General features: G+C 43.4%; 24 protein-coding genes and 3 tRNA genes. 10 read left to right on the forward strand and 17 right to left on the reverse strand.

Annotated elements, in window-relative coordinates; all coding sequences use genetic code 11:
- The first annotated feature begins 77 nt into the window (after positions 1 to 77).
- Positions 78 to 827, forward strand: a complete 750-nt coding sequence (locus tag LFX17_RS00350; protein ID WP_238747608.1) for an HAD family hydrolase — start codon at positions 78 to 80, stop codon at positions 825 to 827.
- Here LFX17_RS00350 and LFX17_RS00355 read toward each other — a convergent pair.
- Positions 816 to 1667, reverse strand: a complete 852-nt coding sequence (locus tag LFX17_RS00355) for a class I SAM-dependent methyltransferase (RefSeq protein ID WP_238744584.1) — start codon at positions 1665 to 1667, stop codon at positions 816 to 818. The two genes, LFX17_RS00350 and LFX17_RS00355, sit on opposite strands and share 12 nt — an antisense overlap.
- Before the next feature lie 147 nt (positions 1668 to 1814).
- On the opposite strand from LFX17_RS00355, the gene dapF reads away from it, so the two are divergent.
- Positions 1815 to 2660 (forward strand): diaminopimelate epimerase, encoded by an 846-nt coding sequence (gene dapF / locus LFX17_RS00360; protein WP_238744585.1) that lies wholly within the window; start codon positions 1815 to 1817, stop codon positions 2658 to 2660.
- Between the two features lie 92 nt (positions 2661 to 2752).
- Here dapF and LFX17_RS00365 read toward each other — a convergent pair whose 3' ends face one another.
- Together LFX17_RS00365 and LFX17_RS00370 are read right to left on the reverse strand one after the other, a co-directional pair.
- Positions 2753 to 3457: a lysophospholipid acyltransferase family protein gene (locus tag LFX17_RS00365; protein ID WP_118954440.1), complete on the reverse strand. Its 705-nt coding sequence runs from the start codon at positions 3455 to 3457 to the stop codon at positions 2753 to 2755.
- Between the two features lie 39 nt (positions 3458 to 3496).
- On the reverse strand, positions 3497 to 3787 hold the full coding sequence (locus LFX17_RS00370) for a hypothetical protein (protein ID WP_238728339.1): 291 nt from the start codon (positions 3785 to 3787) through the stop codon (positions 3497 to 3499).
- 544 nt (positions 3788 to 4331) lie between these two features.
- Here LFX17_RS00370 and LFX17_RS00375 point away from each other — a divergent pair.
- On the forward strand, positions 4332 to 4679 hold the full coding sequence (locus tag LFX17_RS00375; RefSeq protein ID WP_238728340.1) for a slr1659 superfamily regulator: 348 nt from the start codon (positions 4332 to 4334) through the stop codon (positions 4677 to 4679).
- A gap of 14 nt (positions 4680 to 4693) precedes the next feature.
- On the opposite strand, the gene LFX17_RS00380 is transcribed toward LFX17_RS00375, so the two are convergent.
- From LFX17_RS00380 to LFX17_RS00410, 7 genes are all read right to left on the reverse strand, one after another.
- Positions 4694 to 5275, reverse strand: a complete 582-nt coding sequence (locus tag LFX17_RS00380) for a slr1658 superfamily regulator (RefSeq protein WP_238728341.1) — start codon at positions 5273 to 5275, stop codon at positions 4694 to 4696.
- Positions 5276 to 5384: 109 nt separating this feature from the next.
- The gene (locus LFX17_RS00385; protein WP_238728342.1) at positions 5385 to 5927 is read right to left on the reverse strand and encodes a WbuC family cupin fold metalloprotein; all 543 of its coding nucleotides are present in this window, start codon (positions 5925 to 5927) and stop codon (positions 5385 to 5387) included.
- A gap of 442 nt (positions 5928 to 6369) precedes the next feature.
- Positions 6370 to 6446 (reverse strand) — tRNA-Arg (locus LFX17_RS00390).
- A gap of 5 nt (positions 6447 to 6451) precedes the next feature.
- The gene (locus tag LFX17_RS00395; RefSeq protein ID WP_118954433.1) at positions 6452 to 6862 is read right to left on the reverse strand and encodes a hypothetical protein; all 411 of its coding nucleotides are present in this window, start codon (positions 6860 to 6862) and stop codon (positions 6452 to 6454) included.
- Entirely contained in the window at positions 6816 to 7262 is a 447-nt protein-coding gene (locus LFX17_RS00400; RefSeq protein WP_238728343.1) for a hypothetical protein, read from the reverse strand. Before LFX17_RS00400 ends, LFX17_RS00395 begins: the two co-directional genes overlap by 47 nt.
- Before the next feature lie 43 nt (positions 7263 to 7305).
- A tRNA-Ser gene (locus LFX17_RS00405) sits at positions 7306 to 7392 on the reverse strand.
- 12 nt (positions 7393 to 7404) lie between these two features.
- A tRNA-Ser gene (locus LFX17_RS00410) sits at positions 7405 to 7488 on the reverse strand.
- A gap of 101 nt (positions 7489 to 7589) precedes the next feature.
- Between LFX17_RS00410 and LFX17_RS00415 the strand changes: the two genes are divergently transcribed.
- Both LFX17_RS00415 and LFX17_RS00420 read left to right on the forward strand, forming a co-directional pair.
- Positions 7590 to 8855 (forward strand): class I SAM-dependent RNA methyltransferase, encoded by a 1266-nt coding sequence (locus tag LFX17_RS00415; RefSeq protein ID WP_238744586.1) that lies wholly within the window; start codon positions 7590 to 7592, stop codon positions 8853 to 8855.
- 100 nt (positions 8856 to 8955) lie between these two features.
- Positions 8956 to 9603 carry a hypothetical protein gene (locus LFX17_RS00420; RefSeq protein WP_238744587.1) on the forward strand — a complete coding sequence of 216 codons (648 nt, stop codon included), beginning with the start codon at positions 8956 to 8958 and terminating at the stop codon, positions 9601 to 9603.
- 127 nt (positions 9604 to 9730) lie between these two features.
- On the opposite strand, the gene LFX17_RS00425 is transcribed toward LFX17_RS00420, so the two are convergent.
- On the reverse strand, positions 9731 to 10312 hold the full coding sequence (locus tag LFX17_RS00425; RefSeq protein ID WP_238744588.1) for a helix-turn-helix domain-containing protein: 582 nt from the start codon (positions 10310 to 10312) through the stop codon (positions 9731 to 9733).
- 207 nt (positions 10313 to 10519) lie between these two features.
- A complete protein-coding gene (locus LFX17_RS00430) occupies positions 10520 to 11134 on the reverse strand; it encodes a hemerythrin domain-containing protein (protein WP_238744589.1) in 615 nt (204 codons plus the stop codon).
- A gap of 290 nt (positions 11135 to 11424) precedes the next feature.
- Here LFX17_RS00430 and LFX17_RS00435 point away from each other — a divergent pair, with 290 nt between their 5' ends.
- The 5 genes from LFX17_RS00435 (at position 11425) to LFX17_RS00455 (ending at position 17059) form a co-directional block, all read left to right on the forward strand.
- Positions 11425 to 12696, forward strand: coding sequence for a hypothetical protein (locus tag LFX17_RS00435; protein ID WP_118954429.1), 1272 nt, complete (start codon positions 11425 to 11427; stop codon positions 12694 to 12696).
- A 91-nt stretch (positions 12697 to 12787) separates the two neighbouring features.
- A complete protein-coding gene (locus LFX17_RS00440; RefSeq protein ID WP_238744590.1) occupies positions 12788 to 13474 on the forward strand; it encodes a hypothetical protein in 687 nt (228 codons plus the stop codon).
- A gap of 179 nt (positions 13475 to 13653) precedes the next feature.
- Positions 13654 to 15138, forward strand: a complete 1485-nt coding sequence (locus LFX17_RS00445) for a HEAT repeat domain-containing protein (RefSeq protein WP_238744591.1) — start codon at positions 13654 to 13656, stop codon at positions 15136 to 15138.
- Between the two features lie 8 nt (positions 15139 to 15146).
- Positions 15147 to 16193: an LIC_10091 family lipoprotein gene (locus tag LFX17_RS00450; RefSeq protein ID WP_238744592.1), complete on the forward strand. Its 1047-nt coding sequence runs from the start codon at positions 15147 to 15149 to the stop codon at positions 16191 to 16193.
- Positions 16190 to 17059 carry an N-acyl homoserine lactonase family protein gene (locus LFX17_RS00455; protein ID WP_238744593.1) on the forward strand — a complete coding sequence of 290 codons (870 nt, stop codon included), beginning with the start codon at positions 16190 to 16192 and terminating at the stop codon, positions 17057 to 17059. The genes LFX17_RS00450 and LFX17_RS00455 overlap by 4 nt, the downstream gene beginning before the upstream one ends.
- A 155-nt stretch (positions 17060 to 17214) precedes the next feature.
- Here LFX17_RS00455 and LFX17_RS00460 read toward each other — a convergent pair whose 3' ends face one another.
- The 5 genes from LFX17_RS00460 to pabB all read right to left on the reverse strand — a co-directional run bounded on the left by LFX17_RS00460 (position 17215) and on the right by pabB (position 22873).
- A complete protein-coding gene (locus tag LFX17_RS00460) occupies positions 17215 to 19266 on the reverse strand; it encodes an AMP-dependent synthetase/ligase (protein ID WP_238728352.1) in 2052 nt (683 codons plus the stop codon).
- 174 nt (positions 19267 to 19440) lie between these two features.
- A complete protein-coding gene (locus LFX17_RS00465; protein WP_238728353.1) occupies positions 19441 to 19731 on the reverse strand; it encodes a hypothetical protein in 291 nt (96 codons plus the stop codon).
- Between the two features lie 76 nt (positions 19732 to 19807).
- Entirely contained in the window at positions 19808 to 20467 is a 660-nt protein-coding gene (aat, locus tag LFX17_RS00470; RefSeq protein ID WP_238728354.1) for a leucyl/phenylalanyl-tRNA--protein transferase, read from the reverse strand.
- Between the two features lie 44 nt (positions 20468 to 20511).
- Positions 20512 to 21051 (reverse strand): RNA 2',3'-cyclic phosphodiesterase, encoded by a 540-nt coding sequence (thpR, locus tag LFX17_RS00475; RefSeq protein WP_238728355.1) that lies wholly within the window; start codon positions 21049 to 21051, stop codon positions 20512 to 20514.
- 58 nt (positions 21052 to 21109) lie between these two features.
- Positions 21110 to 22873: an aminodeoxychorismate synthase component I gene (gene pabB, locus LFX17_RS00480; protein WP_238744594.1), complete on the reverse strand. Its 1764-nt coding sequence runs from the start codon at positions 22871 to 22873 to the stop codon at positions 21110 to 21112.
- Positions 22874 to 22896: the final 23 nt, after the last annotated feature.

Below are 22896 nucleotides of genomic sequence, written 5' to 3' on the forward strand. Positions count from 1 at the left end.
AAGGGAATTGGAATTCGTGCAAGGAAAAATGGAGTAAAAGAATTGCGTTTGAAATCGGAAAGATTCTTTTGCAAGGAATGGCTCTTTTTCTGGACTTCGATAATACGTTTTTGGATTCGATCGGAATCTACGAAGATACGATAAAACGACTTATGCGAGACGCGAAAGAATACGGATTCTCCTCGGTAAAAGAATTTTCCGATTTTTACGAAGCCGCCAGAAAAGAAGCGAAAGTCGAACTCAAAGATTCTCCCTCCAATCGTCTTCGTTTGATCTATTTCAAAAAAATGTCTTTGTCCAAACACGGAACGCTGGATCCGAAATGGATTCTTCGATTGGAAAAGAATTACTTCAAATTCTTTCAAGAAGGGATTCAAGTCCGTAAGAAGAAATTCGAAAAGGAATACAAGGAAATCTTCGCGCTTCTCAAGACGATTGCGGAAAAACACAAACTTCTTTTTTGCACGAACGAAAATCTCAGAACGCAATTGATCAAGTTCGGCCTTTTGTTTCCGAAAACGTTTCCGTATGCGATTTTGAGTTCGGAAGAAGTCGGAAAAGAAAAACCCTCCGAAGAATTTTTCGCAACGGCATATCGCCTTGTGTCCGGAGAAAAGGCAGTCGCGATGATCGGAGATTCCTTAAAGGACGATGTGCAAGGAGCGCTCCGTTACGGAATTCCCGCGATTCGAGTTCGGTCCGTGTTTTCTAAAACGAAACCGTTTATCGAAGAGAAAACGATCGTATTCTCCGTCGACGGAAACGAGCGGGAATTTTCTTACCGAGAAGCAAGCGATCTCAGAACCGCGTTGAAGTTATTTCTTTAAAACCGCGAATAAGGTGTTATTCAGATTCAAAGTTTTGAATGTGAATAACCAAAGAATCTTAGTCGCATAATAATACGCTTTCTTAAAAAGAGATCCGAGACTGCCTCCCCCGCTGCCGGAAACCGAAGCGATCGGTTTTAGAATCGTGAATTTGCAATCCACGAATCCGGTTTGTTTTGCGAGCATCCTCATCGTTTTTTCGGTGTAGTCGTTGATATGATCTTTGGCTTCAAGGTAATGTCCGTCCGGTTTCATTCCTTTGAGCATAACTTTCAACTTCGCTTTAAAAAGCTGAACGGGAAAGTTCGGAGTTTGTAAAAAAAGAATTCCGCCCGGCTTTAAAAGAGAATGCAAATATTCTAATAAACTATGGGGTTTGGGAATATGTTCGATCACGTCCCAAAGAGTGATGATGTCCAGAGATCCTTTTGCGATTCCGGAGTTTTGAACGATTCCCGGAAAAACGTTTTTCAATCCGTTTTTCGTTCTCGCAAATTGAACCGCTTTTTCCGAAATTTCGTAGCCGGTCGCTTGCCAACCGGGTCTTTGAGCTCCGATTCGTTTTACGAAAAATCCGAGTCCGCAGCCTACGTCCAAAATCTTACCGGAGGGCGCGGTTAAGAATTCTTCGATAAAGTCCTGATAAATTTCCCTGTGAGCGTTGTCCCACCAACCGAGATCATACGAAGAATCATCGTCCCAATATCCTTCGTAGTGTTCTTCCTGTTCATACGTCGAAAAAACGTGACCGCAATTGGAACAGCGGACGATATCGATTCCATTCTCCACAAAAACCGTGGAATGTTGCGTGCTTGAACAGAGATAACAGGTTTGATTCAAAAAAGCCCCCAGGCGAGTCGCCCGATTTTCAATGTCTCCGGGTGAAGCCGGAAAAGCCAGAAAAAAGTATCCCTTGTTTTCCCGTTTTTGAATTTCCCCCGGAACAGTCTAAGAAAAGATAGAATTCAATTTATCTTAGGAGTTCCCGTGGCCTCGCTCAAATTCACAAAAATGGAAGGAATCGGAAACGATTACGTTTATATCGATTCCACTCAAACCGATATTCGCCTTACACCGGAACAAATTCAAAAAATATCCGATCGTAATTTCGGAATCGGAAGCGACGGGGTGATTTTCATCCGTAATTCTAAACAAGGCGATTTTATGATGGATATGTACAACTCGGACGGAAGTTCCTCCGAGATGTGCGGAAACGGAATCCGCTGCGTCGCGAAATACATCTACGATCACGGTTTAACAAATTCTAAAAATCCTAGGATAGAAACCGGAGCTGGAATTCTAGAAGTCGATTTAAAAGTCGGATCGGGAAACAAGGTGGATCTAGTCAGCGTGGATATGGGGAAACCGATCTTGGCTCCTTCCAAGGTGCCTGTGATCTGGAAGAACGAAGATACGATTATCGATCAAGTTTTGGAAGTCGCGGGCAAAACTTTGAAATTTACCGCCGTTAGTATGGGGAATCCGCACTGTGTGATCTTTGTCGACGACAGCGATCAGTTTCCCGTAAGAGAAATCGGTCCATTGATCGAACATCATTCCATTTTTCCGAAACGGGTAAATGTGGAATTCGTAAATTTACGCGGTAAGGATCATCTGTATCAAAGAACCTGGGAAAGAGGGGCGGGAGAAACTCTCGCTTGCGGAACCGGAGCTTGCGCCGTAATGGTCGCCGGAAATTTAACCGGAAGATCGGGAAAGGACGTTAGGATCGATCTAAGAGGCGGAACTCTGAGAATTCAATGGCAGGAATCCGGAAGCGTTTTAATGACCGGACCTGCGAGAGAGATTTTTTCGGGAGAGATAGAGGTATAAAAATTTAAATCGAGTTGTAGAAACCGATTTATAAAGGTGATATTCGTAGTTTAGAATTTTCTAAATTACGAATATCTTCGTACGCATGCATCTTAGGCCACTTCGGTCTTTTGAAGATTTTCCATTCTGACTCGAACTTCGTCCGAAAGTTTTTTCAGATTGTCTTCGAGCTTCCCTTCCAAATACGGTCTGTGATCGATTTTAGGTCCGTAAAGAACGCGGACTTTTTTGTAGATCGATCTGCGTTTTATATCGCAGACTTCTTTCGGCATTCCCATAAAAGAACGAACCAAAGAAGGAATAGGAATATCGGAATAACTTTCCTCGATCGGAACGATCACGGAAGGAAGAATGTCGACTTTGTTCCGAATCGAGAAGGCCGCAAATCCTTCGTGAAATTTCACCATTGGACCGGAGAAATCGTTTTTGACCATATAGTCGTGGCCTTCGGGAAAAATTCCCAAAACGCCTTCTCTTTTAAAAACCTGCTGCACCATTTTGATGCTCGCCATGGAAATCTTTCCGTCGATCGCCATCGGAATTCCTCCGGCTAGCTTGGCTAAGTCTTTAAAAATCGGGATCCGGAACGTATAATCGGCGGCAATCCAGGAAATATATCTCGGAAAAGTATAGGAAAGAATGAACGGATCCATATCGGATCTATGATTGCTAACAAGGATTAGCTTGCCTTCCTGGGTGATATGCTCCGTTCCATACGCGTTGATGTTTACGGCAAAACCCAAGAAAGGAGCCACAAACTGTTTCAGTCTGAGATATGTTTGAGCTTCCTTTTCCATGATCTACTCCCTCGAATCGTTGCGACGAGGCCGGCTATTTTACTCCCCCGTAAAAATAGACCACCATTTCTTTTTTTCTTCCGGAGAATTTGCGTTTCTCGGATCGGAAGAAGAATCAGAATCGTAAGATCTTTCTCTACCGAGGTCGTGCGGACGCGACGGATCTCTTCTCTTTCTAACATTCTGCGGAACGGAGCGTCTTAATTCTTCCAATTCTTTTTGAGCGGAAGCGCTGGACTTAATATAATTTCGTATATCTGCCCATTCGGGATCGTGTTCGTTCCCGTAGACGGCGTAATTCATAAGATCAATCGAATCAAACTCAGGCATAGAGCTTCTTTCCAGGTATATTTATGTGAATGGGTAAAATTCCCACAATCTCATATAGTCTTCTCAGGGGAGCGATGTTGCAAGAGTTTTCATATCGTAAGTTCTAAAAAATGCGGTCTGAGCGTTGAACACCGAAGGTACGGGTCGAAAAAACGGAAAAGAATTTAGTCTTCGAATTTTCTTTTTTATTCTCCGTTTCTGAAGATCGGCCCTTCCAAATCCGAAAGTACTATTGATGGAGAATAGAGAGCCTGATTTCGGAAAACGACATAATCTTAGAAATACGGAAGTGAAACAAAATGAAAGTCTAAAAAAGAATGAAAAAGGAAGAATCCTCCCGTTTCCCAAAGGAGTTATTTGGAATACGGAAAAGATAAGAAAACTCTGTGAAAAGTTGTTCTTTCAGTGAAGGCTTGCGCGACGAGAAGATCCTGAAAGATTGTCTTTTTTTTAAAAATATAAGAAATGCCTTCCTACTTTTTCAAGAGTTGGGATATGATTTTGTTAAAAGGATAACATCTTTTTTTTAGGCGTAGTGGTTAGAATGGAAATTTCAAAAGAAGATTATTCCGTTGAAACGGAAAAAAATCGCGGAAGAATCAGAATCTCCGGAACGCTTCGTCTCCTCAACGTCGAAGAATATGATCCCATCATCAACCAAATCGAAACGATGCTCGACGATTCCGGTCGCGGAAAAGCGGTCATCGACATTAAGAATTTGGATTTTTTAAACAGCGCCGGAATCGCGAGTTTATCCCGATTCGTGGCCGCTTACGATAAGAAGAATATCAACAATGTCGAGATCAAAGGAAACAAGGATCGATATTGGCAGATTAAATTTTTGGAAAATCTTAAAAAGCTTAGATCGGAAATCAAAACAACTCTTGAGTAACGGGTTTTTCCGATTCAAGCGTTGATGGATTTCAATTTTGTTCTTTCAACTTCGTTCAAATCCAAATAAGCGCGCACGATGACTTCGTAGGTTCCGTACGAAATTTCGCTGATCAAAAAACCGAGTCGCACGGGAAAGTCTTTCGAAAGAAGCAAAAGGCCGATTCCGGAATTCGGCTCGTTTCCTTCTCCGTCTTTCAACTTGCTGAGATAGAGTTCGTCCGAGTTTCGGCTGATCAATGCGGAAATGGATTTTTCGAGTTTGTTTTTGGAAGTTTCGTCCGTGGAATTTTTAATTTCGATTTTTATGATTTCGGAATAATACTTCAGATCTAAAAAAATTTCCCCTTTTCTATCTTTGGAAAATTTCGCAGCGTTTTCGATGAGTTCGTTTAACACGATTGAAATGGTATTGGAAGCGTCGGGATCCAGCGTTTCCTGAAAAGAACAGTAGTTGGAAACGTAATCTGCGGTGAGAGAACAACGTTTCCATTGAACGCGCAAATCCATCGGCCGAAGTCTGAGAGTGAATTCGCTTTCGCTGGGAAGAGAATCCGGTATCAGATTGTAATGGCCGTATTTTACAGGATAACTCATAACGTTTCTTCGGACCTGTTTAATCCGACGACTAGGATTTCCAAAATAGAAACTTTGATCTTCGCGCGGGAAAGTAAAAAATCCGTTTCCACTAAAAAAGGAAGTCGCTTTAAAAAAGGTTTCTTAGTTTTTCCAGATATTCTAATCGATCTGAATCCGATTCCGACGGCGCCCAGGGCGCAAAACCCTTGTCAGTCGCGGGATCGTACGGTCCCGATTTTCCTTCAAAACAGATCGCGGTTTCGGAAAGACAAACGAGAGTGTGGTATACTCCGGGTGAGATATCGATTCCGTATACGGGACCTTCGGAGCTTAAAAGATGCGTTTCCCTAATCGAACCGTCTTCGTTAAACAGAACAAAGCCGAGGCTTCCTTTTAAAACCAAAAACGTTTCCGGTTTCGGCGGGTTTTTATGTCTGTGTGCTTGGATGTACGTGTCCTTTGTGAGGACGTTTAAGAATCTCTGGTATACTTCGGAAAGTTCGTGAAAGTTGTGATTGGCTCTCTTTCGAGGGGAGGTATTTGCCTTTTGCAGTACCTCCGAGAAGAGGGAATCCGTAAGAAGTTGTTTAAGCGGTTTGGAGGAGTTCGAGTCTGGATTCACAGTACTCAATAAGATACGACTTACACGCCGTGCAAGTATTTCCTGCATCGACCCTTTCCATTATTTCTTGGTAGCTTACGCCTTCCGATTTTGCAGTCTCTACAATCGTTTCGAAGGCTACTTGTGCGCAGTGGCATTTATCCATTTTGAAATCCAACTCTTCTCTATCAGCGTTCCCTTACAATGGAAATGAGACTCAGTCTTAGTGTCAATTCGTACACTGCACTTTCGGAAATAATTTCGGTAAAAATTCAAAAAGTGAAAATTTTACGTTCGCTCATTAAAAGTGACATAATTTTCCAAAAGAGGTCCAAACAGGAAATTCTCCTTGGATTCAAAGATCAGTTTGAGATGTCTTTCTAAAATGTAACGAATCTTCCGGAAGAAAAGTTCTTTGTAAGCTTAGAAAATTCTCCCGCAAGAGAAGCCGCAGAGTCTCTGCATAAGAACTCGAAACTGTTTGATCGAATCAAGTAAAAGAGGAAAAAGTTGGTGCGCCCAGAAGGAGTCGAACCTCCGACCTTCTGATCCGTAGTCAGACGCTCTATCCAGCTGAGCTATGGGCGCGGGTATCAATGGATATAGGATTCTAAACGAGAAAGGTGTTCCTCAGGAATCCTGAGTGCAATCTTTTTTCCAGTGGCGTAATTGTATAGCAGTAATCCTGAAATCCCTAGATAAATCAAAATCCCCGCAAGGTGAACCAAGTGACCTAACCAAGGTCCGGCAACCGGAATCCAGGAAACGAAAACACTTCCTAAAAGAAATCCAAGGAAATACAAAAAGTTAAGAAAGGACAATCCTGAATATTTTCGAACGACCGAATTTTCCCAATAAAAAGTAAACCCGATCAGCCAAGTTCCGAAAAGCGGTAGAGAAACCAGATACACTAAAAATCGTTCGGATCTTAAAAATCGATTCGTTGTTTCGGGAAGATTACGGAGAACCGGTTCGTATTTTTTTAAATATTCTTTGAATTTCATTTTCTATCTCCGGGAAAAAAGGCAGGGTATATTCTTTTTCTTGAAACGCGTTCCACGCTCCAAGCGCGCTGTAACCTAAAAATGCGATCCAAGAAACATAACTGATAAAGTCGGTGACGATCGGGTTGACTCGAATCAAAGAAAGAATCCAACTCACGATCGGAAATTCTCTCAAAAACCAAACTACTGAAGAAATCGCGATAAAACCGACGTTGAGTTTCAATGCTTGTATGATATGAAACGAAGCGAACCTCTGCGTCCTACGAAAAATCCAAAGGAACAGCCAACCGAAAAAAGGAACGTAAGAGATCGCGGCGATCAAGCCGGGGAATTCTTCGCTCTTTAAGATTCTCAGTGTTTCCTGAATAAATTCCTGGGTTTTGAACCGCTCAGAGGACATAGAGGTGAGAATTCCGGGTATCGAGTAAAATGAAAGCAAAATCCGGAGACGCAGGGATTCGAACCCTGGGTACAGTTACCCGTACGACAGTTTAGCAAACTGCTCCTTTCGGCCACTCAGGCACGTCTCCAAAGGTTGTCAGCGGAGAAGGTAGGATTCGAACCCACGGTGGGATTACCACGACGGTTTTCAAGACCGCTGCTTTAGACCACTCAGCCACTTCTCCTGACGGAATTACTTTACCGCGAGAAAACCCCCCTGTGTCAAGGTGAATTGTTCTTTGCGTTCCCGGATCTTCGGATTTCCTGGAAGACGTTGTGGAACGAGATGAAAACCGACTCTGAGGGACATAAAGGTCGTCCTAAAAAACCCACCATGAACAAACTGACAGGTCCGATTTCGCTTAGGCCGCGTTCTTGGGTAAACTTGGGTTATTCGATCGCCAATTCGGAAGAAGGAACTTTCTTTTTAAAGAACGCGATTCCAGGAGAAGAAGTTCAAACGACAATTTTGAAACGATCCGGTTCTCTTCGTTGGGGAGTTGCTTCGCGGATTTCCGATCCGTCTTCGGAAAGAATCGAATCGGATTGCGTTTCGTTTCCTCGATGCGGCGGTTGTTCCTATCGTCATGTTTCTTACGGAAAGGAGCTCGAAATCAAAACGTTTCTTCTGCGGGAAACTTTAGAACGCGCTTTTTCCAAAAATCATATTCAAATTCCTGAAATCGAAATTCTCAGCGCCGAGCCGAACGGATATAGAAATACGACTCAGATTCAATTGGGTTTTATCGGTTCCAAAAGAATCGCCGGATTTTACGAAGAATTCTCCCATTCGATCGTTGAACTTCCCGAAGACGGTTGTAAAAATCTTCCGAACGAAATGAATGCCGCTTTGTTCGAATTTCTCAAAAAAGAAAGAAGCGGATCGGCTCCTCTTTCCAAATCGAAATCCCTTTCGCTTCGGTTGGAAGGAAACAAGGCAGTTCCGTATCAAAAAGAATCCGTACGATTTCGGGAAACGGTTCGTGTTCCTGAATTCCGCGAAATCTTCTGGAACATACCGGCGGGCGGATTCTCGCAGGTGAATCGATATTTAATCGCACCTTGGCTGGAAAAAATTTTTTCCTTAACTCCCGATCGACAAACGGGAATATTAGAATTATATTGTGGATCCGGATTGATTTCGATCGCGCTAAAAGGTAAGGCGGAACGGTGGATCGGGTACGAACTTTCTTCCGCTTCCCTAAAACAAGCAAGGGAGAATGGAAAGCAAAACGGCGTTTCTTCCTTTACTTTCGAGGTTTTGAATTTGGAAACGGATCGGATTGAGTCGAAGGAAGCTTTGAATTCTCCGTTTTGGATCATGAATCCGCCTAGGGCCGGGTTGTCAAAAAAAGTTTCACAGTCGCTGATTGAAAATAAACCGAAAGGATTTTTATATTCCAGCTGCAACCATACGACTTTGGCAAGGGATCTTTCCTTGATTTTAAACGAAGAGTATCGACTTACGAACGTCGTTCTCGTCGACTTCTTTCCCCGAACAAAACATTTCGAAGTGATCGTAAAAGCGGAACGAAGAGAAGTTTCGGTTTAAAAAATTACGATATTCTTTTTCGAAAATTTATTGATAAACCTTGCATGTTGACAGACATTTCTTTTGACCAAAATGATACACGGTCTTTGTAGGAGATAGTATGCGTTTCAATCTACTTTTTCGCTCTTTATGGGCGATCGTAATCACCGTAACTTTCGGTTTTTTCGGAACCGTTTCCCTTTCCGCGGACAGCGCTTGCCAGGGACTTTCGGCTTCCTCTTGTAAATCCAACGATGATTGCACTTGGGTAAGCGGTTATACAAGACAAGACGGAGTTTCCGTCGACGCTTATTGCAGGGCGAAACCCGGTAAAGGCGGAGATGACGATGGAGATCGTAGACCGGTAAAGAAAAAGGATAAAGACGATGACGACGATTCTTCCTCTAAAGAGAAGAAGTCCAAAAAGAAAAAAGATAAGGATGAGGACGGAGACGACGAAAAAAAGTCCAAACGCAAAAAGAAGGATAAGGACGAAGACGATTCCGATAAAGACGACGACTCTAAAAAATCTAAAAAGAAAAAGAAAGATAAAGAGGACAACGGCGACGATGTAAAGAAGGAGAAGAAGTCCAAGAAAAAGGATAAGGACGACGATAAAGAGGATTCCAAAAAGTCTAAAAAGAAAAAAGACAAGGATGACGACGATAAGTCCGAGAAAAAATCCAAAAAGAAGAAGAAAAAAGATAAGAACCTGTCCCAAAATTGGGACAGAACCTTGCAGCTTAATCTTTTGGTAAAACATAGTTAAGCGTTAGGACGGGCTGTAAGAACTAATCCCAATTCTATCTGGGTCGGAATACAAAAAGCCGGATTCACATCCGGCTTTTTTATGGTGATCGAAAATTAAGTAATTCTAATGTATCGTTCGATCGAATTCAATCGATCGTAGATTTCGACTGAAACCACTTTTTCGGACTTTTTCCGGTTCTCTTTTTAAATTCTCGGATAAAATGCGCTTGGTCGTAATAACCGGAAAGATAAGCCAAGTCGGTTAAATTGGATGATTCATCCTTGAGCCGAAGCGCGTTTCGAAATCGAACCAGCGAAGCGTAATCTTTCGGAGAAAGCCCTAAAAATAGTTTATAATCTTTTTCTAATTTACTTTGGCTGATTCCCAAATCGGCGGCCAGGGTTGAAATCGAAATTTCTCCCGCCTGAGACCGGATTTTTTTGAGCGATTCGGAAAGATACTTCGGTTCCTCTTTGTGAACCGTAAGACCGGATAAAAATCGTTTCCAAGCCCATCCCGATTCCCGATTTTCGTGGAACTCTTGCAGACAATCCTCTCGCAAATCATCGACTACGTTTTGAGGAAGCAGCGTTTCCAAAGGAATGCTTTCGTTTACGATTTTGCTCATAGGAAGAGGTAAATACGGTGCGAGTGCATTCGGAGTAATTCGAAGCAAAAAAGAAATCGTATCCTGTTCCGATCGGAATGTTTTTTGTTCGGTCATCATTCCGGTAATTCCGATGATATTCAGCGCTTGGAAAGAATTCCCCTTAAGTGTGTGAATTTTCCCACGAACTTGGACCCCGAGTACGCAATATTCATCCGGAATGATTGAATAATCAGCCGTAGATGCTTGCGTAATTCGCTGTAGTTGAATCGATTGGAAGTCCAAGTTCATGTGTTCAATTGAATGTATCCGCTCGAAAACGAAAGATCAATTCTTTCCCGGTGTTTGAGAGAGAATTTTTTCGGTCATCGATTCGAATTTGAGTCTTTCTTCCGAAGGAAGCGTGGGAGCCACATAGCGAATCCAAAGTTTCAAGTCTTCAACCTTTAAAGAGGCCATGATTTCCTTCCGGTGATTTTCGAGTTCCGTGTCGCTGAACTCTTTCCAGAGATGCGATTGAGTTACGGTTTCCTCTTCTTCCATATGAACGAAATATCGGGTTTGAAATCGTATGAGCGTATTATAAAATTCTTTTTTGAATTCGGTTCTTGTCAATGTTTCGGAACCTTCGATTTGTTCCAGCAGACTTTGAATCGTTTCGATTTCTTTTTCCAAGAGGGAATGAACCGTTAAGTCTTTTTCGGAATAGGACGGATCGATTTCGCCGAGATATTTTAAACTGAACGCTTCTTCGTCTCTGGCATGGATCTCCAGGAGATGAATTATATCCGTACTCATTTGTTTTAAACGATTCCATTCTTCTTCGTTTTTGAAATCCGTTTTACCGGTTTCCAAAATCCAGAGGGAAAGAGCGTTTCTAATTCCTCTATGAGGAAAGTCATAAACTTCGATTCTTGCAGCGGTTTGTGGAATTGTATTCATGAGCAAAGTGTAACATTCCTTACGCACTAGGAATTGTATGAATTCGGATTTGGGAAATATCTTCATGACAAACTTCTGTCACAATGGTTTTATATCGAACGTTACGCCAAATTGGAAAAAATTTTTCTGCGTTAGGATCAATTTCAGTATTCCTGTTGACTGACCGTTCGTTACAGACCTACGATTGTTCTGGGCCAAAAACCCGGGCCGGCAGATGAACGAGGGATGGGACCTTGCTTACAAGGGCTTTTCGTTCTCCAGGCCTAAATGAAAATGGAGAATAGTGAAAGATGAAAAAAGCTAATTGGATTGCGACTCTTCTGTTTGTGCTCGGACTTTGTGCGGGAAGTTTATCCGCTCAGACTCAGGCTCAGCTTTTTGCAAAGCCTGGCGTTATCGGTGATTCTTTGAGTCACGGTTTTTTCGGTGCAACGGTTGAGAAAAAAACTCAGGATTGGGCTTATCCCGTTCTGGTCAGTAAACAAGCCGGATCTTCCGTTTCGTATAACGTTCTTACCGGACCTTATATCAACTTGGAAGACGTTCTTAAAGGCGATTGCGGAGTTTTCTGCATCGCAGGTTCCATCATCGGAGGAAACGGGTCCACCGTAAGCCTTCCGACTCACGCGGGAATTACGGGAGCTGAATATACTTCCGTTTTGAGAACTTCCGGTAAATGCGAAGACGTTACCGCAACAAAATGGGAGAAAGATTGGTATTGGGCGACATGGTATTGGTATACTTATCGCTGGGTACAAGTTCAGGATTGTAAAGAACCTGATAAATTCCATCAATTCGGTCTTCGGAGTTCCGGAACCCAAATTGAGATCATGGAAAAAGTCAGACCTAGCTTTCTTTTCGGAACCGTAGCCGCGAACCATGTACTTTGTACTGCGCTTTCCACCACTACTGCTTGTTTGGACGAGGCTCGTTATAAGAGAGACATTCGCGAAGTGATGAGACGTTTGGCTGCGATCGGAAGTTTAAAAGGCGGCGTGCTTTTTACGATTCCGAACGTGACTGCGATCGCATTTCTCGAACCTTATAAAGATCCACAAGGAAGAGCGAATTACACCGGATTGAAAGCATTCTTCCGTAATTCGGTATCCGATCCGAATCAAGTTTTGGATGCGGGTGAAGTCGCAACCATCACCAACTTCTTAACCATGTTGAACAACGAAGTTAAGGCTCAAGGTGCGGCGATGGGGTTTGCTGTCGCGGATCTGAAAGTTGTCTTTGATGATATCAAGGAGAACGGACGTCTTGTAAAAAGCCCTTCCGGTTGGAGCCCGGGTTATGCCCGTGCGAATTGGCCTTTGCCGAACCAACCAGGAGTTTTCGGTCTGGACGGAGTACATCCGAACATGTTCGGACATTCGGTTTTTGCGAACGAGTTGATTAAGGTCATTAACGCACGTTACGGATTGAACATCGCTCAAGTCAGCGAATACACCGCTTGGTACTACGACAGCCTGAATAGAAATCCGGTGGACTTGAAGAAATTCCTGACCGAAACCATTTTCGGACAGTTCATTTCTTGGGTTATCGGAATTTTCGTGTAAGAAATTCTTCCTCGTTTAAACGAAGAAGAAAGAAGAATAAAAACGTCGCCTCCAATCAAGGCGGCGTTTTTTATTTTAAAAAGCGGGTTTTATGGAATTCAGAAAGAAACTCTTTTTTGCAGCGATCGCACTTGCAGTTTTATTGATATTATTCATCCTTTTTTGGCCCGAAAATCAGAAAAAAGAATCCCTCTCCATCGCGGAAGAAAGCGATGCCGTATTAAAAACAAAATATTATTCCGAAATGGATCCGTATTTTCCGGACGCTCCTCATCCGTTCAACGAAGATCCGGAGCTGGAAGGTCAGGCCAAAAAACTCTGGCCCGAAGCGTTTAAACCCAGAAAAACTCCAGAAGAAAAAGAACAGATTCGGAAAGAATGGACCGACTTTATCGCAAGATATCCGAAAAATGTGTACATACCTTCGGAGTTCCGACCGGCTCTCAGCGAGGCCGAAGAAAAAGAGGCGAGAGAACGTCTGGATACGGTTACGAATATGGAATCGCGGAACGCGATCGTCCGGTCGTTGGGAAAATACGCGGAGCCGGGCAACGAGCCGAAGGCTCCTTCGGAATCGAGCGTAAATCCCAAGGAACAGCTCGCTTACATCAATTATAAAATCGAGGAATTGGAATCGAGAATTCAATTGATTGAATATACGATTCAACAGGGAAAATTGAATCCGGAACAAATCGGAACCGCCAATCAGGATCTTATCGTTTGGAAAAAAGAACTTTCCACTTTAAGACAGGTGCAAAGTCAAATTCCGGGATCGTAATTCGACATCGCATGTCGTTTGGACCGGGTCGATCTATAAACTTATCAGGAGATTTTATGCGATTCTTAATGGAACGTATTCAAGAATTCAAAGTTACAATTTCAAAAAAAACGAAAATCATAAAAGTCTTATTTTTCATTTTGGTAATCTTTGGCTGCGGAGGACCGCCGAGGCCCGATATGCTTCCCGTCGCGGAAGCGAAACCGGAGTTGCCTTTGGAACAGATTCTAAAGGAATTGAGTTCAGAAAATCCGCAGATCCGCGCCCAAGCTATTTTAGAAGTTTCTAATAGAGATTACAAACCGTCGATACCCGCCGTCCGCAATCTTTTGAAAAACGAATCCAATCCTGCGGTGAAAGGGACTGCGGCGATCGCCCTGGGAACTTGGAAGGACGGCGCTTCCACTTCGGAAATCGTAAAACTGTTTTCTTCCGAATCGGGCGTAACGCCCGACATCGTGATGGAAGCGCTCGCGAGAATGGAAGATTCCTCCACTGCGAAAGTGATTCTTCCTTTTTTGCAGTCTCCGGACGCCACCTTGCGGTTGATCGCAGTCGATACTTTGGTCCGCATCAAAGCGGTTTCTTCCGGCGAGGCGATTTTAAATTTAGCTCGTAAAAATAAGGATGTGGAACTCGCGAAAACATACGCGATGGCATTAGGAAAATTGAAAGTACGTTCGGCGGAATCGTATTTGGTCGAGCTGGCAAAAACGACCGAACCTTCACCGACGTTGGCGGCTTCTTATTTGGCTTTGGGAAGAATTTCGAGCAAGAGCGCGGTTCCCGTTCTGGTTCAAGGACTCGGTTCCGATTTTGATAAGGGCAGCGAGAATTCCATGATCGCTTTGATTGAAATTAAAGATGCGTCTGCGATCGCCCCGACGGTTCCGATTTTAAAACATACGAATCGGGAGATCCGTTATCGTGCGGTGAACGTTTTGTCCGAAATTCCTTCCTCTGAAACAGGACCCAAGGTTCAGAAAATTTTGGAAGAGAATAATCCCGATGCGATCGCCCCTGCCGCCTTGGTTCTCGGGAGAATTCGTTTTAATCCCGCTCGAACCGCGATCGAAAGAAAATTAGAAAACTTGCAACTACCGGATCGCGAAGTGATCGCGAGGTCGCTCGGATATCTCGGAGATAAAAAAAGCATTCCGGTTTTATTGAATGTTTTAAAGGAAAAAGACGGAGAAGGTCGATACGGGGCGGTTTGGTCCCTCGGGATTCTACAAGCGAACGAAGCGCTGGAGGATTTGATTCTCGCGTCCAAGTCATTCGATCCGAAACTTTCCTCCTTGGCCGTTGAATCCTTGGGTTTATTGCGTTCTCCAAAGGCGCTTGCTGCTCTGGTTGAAATTGCGGAGAAGAACCCGAATTCCGCATCGATCGTTATTCCCGCAATCGCTGCGATTCCAGGAGAAGAATCCCGCAAGATCCTGGAGAATTTTGCGCAGAAAGACAACGTTTCGCTGCAGCAGGTTGCGATTTCCGAGTTGGGAAAGAGAAAGGATAAAGCCAGTCTTCCGATTCTCATTAAAATTTTGGACGAGAATCGCGCGGCGAGTTCCAAACTTTTAATGTCGTCTCTTGCCTCGATCACAGGAAAGAACTTTTACTCTCGGAACGAATGGTTGAACTGGTATAAACTCAACTCGAAGTAATTAGGTTTATGTTTGATTCTAAATCGATCCCGCTCTTAGTAGCGGGATATATTCTTCTCTACGCAAGCTGTAAGACGGCTCCTCCGCCGAAAGATCCTTGGATCGTTCCTCCTTTGGAAGAATCGGAAAAGATTTTTCTGGCTCCTTTGGAGATGGATGAATTCGAATCCAAAGATCTCGGTGGAAGACATTATCCCGCTTCGAACGAACTTCGGATCGATCTATTCAAACCGTATATTGAAAACTTGGAAGGCGGTTATCTCGGCGCGGGAACGGATCAGAATTTTACGTTTATCGCGTGGGCTAAGAGCAAATACGCCTGGCTGATGGATTTCGATTATACGATCTGCTTGATCAATCGGATTCATCTTTTGTTTTTTAAACTTGCACCAGATCCTGAATCCTATCGCGAACTTTGGTCGCGCAAAAATAAACAAACATCCTTTCAACTGATCAAGAACGAATGGGAAAAAGATCCGGAATGGCCTTTGATCCGCGAGGCTTGGGAAGTGGCACATCGGGGGAAATCCGATATTCCGCAGCGATGGAACGAACTGGATCGAACCTCGCAACGATTCGGACTAAAGACGTTCATTCACTCCAAAGAAGAATACGATTACGTTCGGAACATGATTCTTCAAGGGAGAATTCAAATTCTGAAAGGAGATATCAACGCGGAAAAGAGCATGCGTTCCGTGGGTGAAAGGGCGGCGCGTTTGAACGTTCCGATTCGAGTCGTTTATCTTTCCAACATCGAAGATTATTTTTCTTATACGCCCGGCTTTCGCGATAATCTTTTAAGTCTTCCCACCGATTCGAAAGGAATCGTTTTGAGAACGATGCAAAACGGGACCAAGGAAGAATACGGATCGCCGGACGGAGAAAAAATTCCGGTCGATTATCCGTTGCATTACAACGTTCAATCCTTGGAAAATCTGCAGGATTGGATGCTTTTACCGGGACATCTCCATAAGGGAATCCTAATGCAATTTAGGACTCCGATACAGAAAGGATTTTCTAGGATTCAAAGCGAACCCGTTGAAACGTTGAAATGAAAACGATTCGGTTTGCCTTCTGTCTGCTTTTCGTTTTAATCTGCGGCTGCGCCGGTAGGAATCAGGAAGCGGTCGAGAACCGATCGAATTCGAAAACGAACGTTTCGAAAAATTGTAAAACCGATTTCGGTTTGTACGTTTTTTCCTATGGAAGAAGTCTATACCCCGATCGTTTTTTGAATGTGGAAGAAGACAAAGGAAATCGCGAAATCGTATACCTCTTTTATCTGATTCGCGTTCCCGGAAAAAATATTCTGATCGATTCGGGCTTTTTTAACGACATCTATCGAAAAAAATTCGGATTCTACAGTTTTGAAAGACCCGACGTTCTTTTAAAACGATGCGGAATCGATCCAAAAGAAATCACTGACATCGTACTCACACATTTTCATTTCGATCACGCGGGCGGAATTTTCCTGTTTCCTTCCGCGACGGTCCATATTCAAAACCACGATTTGGATCTTTTGAAAAAACAATCCTACTTTCCGAATCAAGCGAACTACATCCGTTCTTTGAGTTCTGTAAATCGAATTCACTCCTTCGATGGAACGTATTCTTTGCTTACGGATATGCGGATTCTTTTTACCGGAGGTCATACCCCCGGGTCGCAAGCGCTGGAATGGATCGCTTATCCCGAAAGGCGATTTCTGTTTACCGGGGATGAATGTTATCTCATCCAAGAATGTAAGAATGGAATCGGTCTTCCGCAAGGCGCGGTATTTTCCACAAAACGAAATCGGGACTTTATCGAATACGTTCGAATCTTAAACGAGAAAGGAATCAAAATTCTTACCTTACACGATCCTTCGATTTTAACACAAGGCGAAGAACTCGCTCCCGGCGTTAGAATATTAGATTCTTATTAAGTAAAACCCGTCTCTTAGGATAAACTTTATATTCGGCGGTCGCCAATGATTCTTTCCCAAAGCGCGGATGAGGGGATCACGACGCGGAAATAAAAAAGGCCCGAAGGAAAATCCCCCGAGCCTTTCGTTTTTACGGACGCAAGTTAGTTTGCCGTTCAGTCTTTGTCGTAGACCTTCTTGATTTCCTTGCTGTATTTTTCCGTAATCACGTGACGTTTCATCTTGAGAAGGTTGGTCAATTCGTCCCCGACCTCGAAAGGTTTTTTGGTGAGAATGACGTGCTGAACCTGCTCGAAAGATTTGAATCCTGTCTTTGTGCTGTTGTAGCTACGAACTTCTTTTTTGTAGAAGTCGATGACTTTCGGATGTTTAATCAGCTCTTCGAGTTTGGAAGTATCGATTCCGTTTTCCTTGCACCAATCGGTTAACTGGTCGATGTCCGGAACGATGATCGCCCCGAGAACCTTCTGATCCTGACCGATGACCATCGATTGTTTGATAAACGGTGATTCGTCCATCTTGTTCTCGATAGGAACCGGTTCCACGTTTTCTCCGCCTAACAATACTACGGTGTCTTTCGCTCTTCCGGTCAAAGTCAGGGTTTTCTTGAAGTTGATGAATCCGATATCTCCGGTGTTCATCCATCCGTCCACAATGGTCTTCTTAGTAACTTCCGGATTTTTGTAATATCCCTTCATCACTTGAGGTCCTTTTACGAAGACGACTCCTTTTTGTCCCAGCTTACCCGCGAGAACTTCGAACTTATCGTTGATGTGCGTCAACACATGACCGTTATCGTCCTTGATCATCAGTTCCGATTTAGGAACTAAGAATCCAACCGAACCGATAATCGGTTTTACGAAAGGTCTTACCGAGATTACGGGACTGGTTTCGGTCATACCGTAACCTTCCAAAACGAGCATTCCGATATCGTTGAAGAAGTTATCCACGTGCGATTGGAGTGCGCCCCCACCCGACATAGATCCCTTGAGCCTTCCACCGGTGGCTTGGCGGATTTTGGAAAGAACGATCGCATCCAAAGTCTTAGCGTTGAAGATCAATCCCAAACCCGCGATCGTTAAGAGGATCCAGCTTGGAACGTGCACTCCATACGCGGGAAGAGCCAAATACGCGAGAATCGCCATTGCACTTACGGTAAACGGTCCGGTTAACAGAAGAACGATCAGGGATTTTACTCCGATTGCGAGGGATTTGAAAATATTTCTGTTTTCATAATCCACTTCCAATCCGCTCAAGAATCTTCTAGAAGCATTGTAGTGTTTCGAGAAGAAGTAAGCGAGTTTAAACAAACCTCTACGGATCGGCGGGGTTTGTTTCGGATCGTTTACTTTATTGTAAATTCCGGTATAAACGCTTTCCCAAACGCGCGGAGCGGACGCCATAAAGGACGGTCTCGCTTTCGCTAGATCGTTTTTAAGATCGGAAACTTTCGTATAATACGTTTGGATTCCGCTCGAGATGGCTCCATACTCATTGACCCTCTCGAAAATATGCCAAATCGGTAATATGGAAAGCATACTGTCGGTAGGTTTGATGTCCGTTAAAAGCATCGGCACAACATAAATCATCTGGTGAATCATGTTGGAATGCATGAGCATCACACCTTTCGGCATTCCCGTAGTTCCGGAAGTATAGATGAGGGTAAAGAGATCGTCGGGTTTGATTTCCTCGATTCTTTTCTCAGCTTTTTTGGATCCTTTGGCTCTAAGGGCTTTTCCTTCTTCGATCAGATCGTAGATTTTATGGATATTCTTTCCTTTTGCAGTGGAAGCCTTATCCATAATGACGACGGTTTCGACTTTATGAAGTTTCGGTTTAACTTTATTGAACTTTTCCAGCATCTTATCGTTTTCGATAAAAACGATTTTTGCTTCCGAGTGATTGAGGATATACTCGAGTTCGGATTCGGTTACGTCGGTTCCTCTAGGAACATTAGCAGCTCCCGAAAATTGAACGGCATAATCCGTAATCATCCACTCAAGTCTGTTGTCCGCTAGTACTCCGACATGTTCTCTCGCTTTCAGTCCCAAATGAATGAGCGCTTCGGCAAGAGAGATTCCCATGTCGTACAGCTGTTTATAAGAAGTAGGGTGGAATTCCTTATCTTCTCCTTTGCTCCAGAATACGGGTCGATCTCCAAATTTCTCGGTGGATTGTATCAACATATCCGCGAGGTTTTTATACATTTCCAATTCCTCTTTAGTGAGTTTTTACCGGAATGATTTCCGATAGGGTAAAGGCTGAATTAAGCTAAGGGAAAAATTGCGTGAGTCAACCAAATTTTGGAAAGAGGAAGGAGCGGGTGCGGTGCAAAAAGAAGGGAACCGTCTACCTCCGGAGAGATAGACGGAAAGAAGATATTATTGCTCTTCTCCGGCCGGAGCAGAAGATTCAGTGGAAGGAGCTGGTGCTTCTTCTTTTTTGCTTTCTGCTTTTTCCTTCTTGGACTTTTTCTTAGATTTTTTTGCCTTTTTAGCCTTTTTGGATTTCTTAGATTTCTTTCCTTTCTTTTCAGACTTCGTTTCTTTCGGGCTTTCGGTTTGTTCCGTTGGAGCGTCTGCAGCAGGTTCTTGTGCGACGAGTCCCGCGAATCCGGTCAACGCCATCGCTGCGATTAAAAGTTGGGCAAGAATTTTCTTAAAAAGGGTCATTGTAAAGTTTTCCTATTGAAAGAGTGATTGATTGGAGAACTCCAACATCCGTAGAAAAAAAGTAAATACGTTTTTTTTAAGGAACGGAACGGGAAGGGTTCCATTTTTTTCCCGAGGCGACGGCCGATTCCAATCGTTTGAGATATTCTTTTTTCGGAATTTGATACGCCCCAAGTCCAAGAGTAACAACGTTTAGTTGCTGCGTATCGAAAAGGGTAAAGTGATCTTTTTTAAGAGCCTCGAATAAATGGAAGAGTGCGATCTTTCCGAAATCGGGAACGAAGGAAAACATGGATTCGCCGGCAAAAAAATTTCCGATTGCGATTCCGTAAACGCCTCCTCCTAATTTTCCATTCTCATCCCAAACTTCCACCGAGTGAGCATATCCGAGTTTGTGAAATTCGGAATAGCCTTTGATAAAAAGATCGGTGATCCAAGTTTCTTCTCCGGGCCGATACGCGCAACAGCGCATGACTTGTTCGAAGGCCCGGTTGAAAGTAATCGTATAACGTCTTTGATTGATCTTCCGTCGTAAGCGCTTGGAAATATGCAAACGGTTCAGATCAAAAATCCCCCGGGGATCGAGACAATACCAAAGAATGGGCTCGTCCGACCACGGAAAGATTCCGTTCTTATAGGCGTATAAAAGTCGTTCGGGAGAAAGGTCTCCTCCCACCGCAACGATCTCACGGTCCCATACGTGAGGGTTTCGAAAAAAATCAGAGAAATCTTTCAAGACAGGCGCCTCATTCGAAAACGTTCTGAATTCTCCATAATTTTTTAAGACGGTAAAAGTGAAAAAGATTCTTCGATGAAATAGACGGGTCCGTCCGAGAATGTTTTGGATGAATAGATATGAAATTCGGAAACGGGGAAGTCCGAAGTGGAAAAGTCGGAGAATTCCTCCAAATAGGTGAGAACTCTCGTTCCGTTCGTATTCTTAAAACGGCCGATCGTTAAATGCGGATGATAATCCTGGCGGTCCGGGGAAAACCCAAATCTGCGAAGTCCGCCGTCCAAGGTTTTTTGGAGCTGTAAAAGTTCGGGCGGAGCGCTTACCTCCGCAAAAAGGATGGAAGGAGACTTTTGTTTTCCGAATGTTCCCACCGACTTCAAGTTTAAGTGAAACGACGGGGAAGAAACGGTGGAACAAAACTCGGATAGAACGTCCAGCTTCTCGTTCGATTGTTCGCCTAAAAAGACCAAGGTTATGTGAAAATTTTCCTTAGGAACCCAGCGCACGTCCGGTATACCGTAACAGATGGAAGTTAGTTGTTCTTTTACTTCTTCCGGAACGGAAATCCCCAGAAACGTTCTCATACTTAAAAGTTTAGGACCCCGTTCGATTTCCGCAACTAGATTCCAAATATCCGCTTATCTAAGAATTTCGAACTTCTTCTATCCTTAAAATTCCGCGTAACGAGTTGCAAAGAAAAGCGGAATTCGAGTTTGTTAAATCCTCTATGGAAAGAATTTTCTCGTAAAATCCATTTCGTTTTAGCAAACGTTCTCTGAACACCCCCGGAAGAACTCCGGCATCGAGCGGAGGCGTAAAGTAAGAATCTCCGATCTTTACGAATACGTTGGCGATGCTTCCTTCCGTGATTTGATCCTTCTCGTTTAAGAAAATTGCATCCAAACAATCCGCGTCCCGCGCGAGTTTCCCTTCCCGATCGTAAATCGCACGTAAATTCGTTTTATGTTTTCTGAATTCGGAAGTGGAATCCATTTTGATTTTCGAGATTTGAACGTTTCCTTTTTTTTGAAACCGTGAAAGTTCCGAGTGCTCCCAGCATATCGTACCCGAAACATGCAGGCTGATTTTGACTCGGTGGGAATTTCGTTTAACTTCGGAGCGGATTTTTTGAAGGGTTGAATTCCATTTTTTTTCGGAGAATGGGATTTGCAGTTTTTGGGCGGAATTCCGGATTCTTTCCAAATGCTCTTTTAAAAAGTAAAATATTCCATTTTTATAAAGTATCGTTTCGAAAACGGAAAAATCGCGGGGAGCTTCGGTAAAGAACTTTGCTTTTTCGAAAATTTCGGACCATTCCCTTTCAGGATCGGAATCCCAGGTGATTCCGGATCCGATTCCGATATTTCCCTTTCCGCGTTCGAGTTCCAAGGTTCGGATTGCGATCGAAAACACCGCGTCCTGATTCGGTTGAATGACGCCGATTGCTCCCGTGTAAATCCCCCTGGGCGGTTCGAGTTGTTCGATAAGTTGCATCGCCCTAAGTTTCGGAGCGCCAGTGATCGATCCTCCGGGGAAAAGTTGTTTAAAAATTTCTTTCCAACCCGCGGAATCCGAAAGTTCGGAACGGATGGTGCTGGTCATTTGAAAGATCGTATTGTATGTTTCCACGGAAAAAAGCGCCTCCACTTGAACGCTTCCTTCTTGACTGATTTTACCGAGATCGTTCCGCATTAAATCGGTGATCATGAGATTCTCCGCTTTTTCCTTTTCGGAGTTCTGAAGAAGTCGGATGTTCTCTTTGTCTTCGTTTGCGGATTTTCCTCTAGGATAAGTGCCTTTCATCGGTTTCGTGACGAGCGTTCGATTCTTTTTTTCGAAAAAGAGTTCCGGAGAAAAAGAAAGGAGATCCGTTTTTCGGAATCGAATCCAAGATCCGTAAGATACGGGTTGTCGTTCCGAAAGTACTTTATAAAATGATAATATATCACCTTCGAATTCGAAACCGATCCGGTCTGTGTGATTGATCTGGTAGATTTCACCTTGAAACAAATGATCGCGGATCGTTTTCAGGTTTTGAAAATAGGTTTCCCGATTCGGCGTTTTCGAAATATAAAAGCCGTAGTTTTGAGCGGATTCGGAAAGCGGTTTAGAAATTCTTTCCGGCTTTTCGAAAACCGCAAAATACAAAAGTGGTAAAATTGTTTCAGTTCGTTTCCAATTTGTATCGGAAAAAAAATATCCTGCCTCATACGAAATAAAACCCGCTAAGTAATATCCTCGGTTTAAAGAATCTTCGATCTTGTGAAACGCTTCGGTCAGCCCTTCCGAGTTATAAGCTTCGATCGTTGTAATGGGATTGCGAAAGATAATTTTTCCGAAAGGATGGAATCCTTCTTCAAAAATCATAAAAGGCTGGTCAGAGAATAGGAGCTCTTCAATGCTCATTTTAGAACAAATTGAATAGGATT

Source organism: Leptospira sanjuanensis (genome assembly GCF_022267375.1).
Lineage (GTDB): Bacteria > Spirochaetota > Leptospiria > Leptospirales > Leptospiraceae > Leptospira > Leptospira sanjuanensis.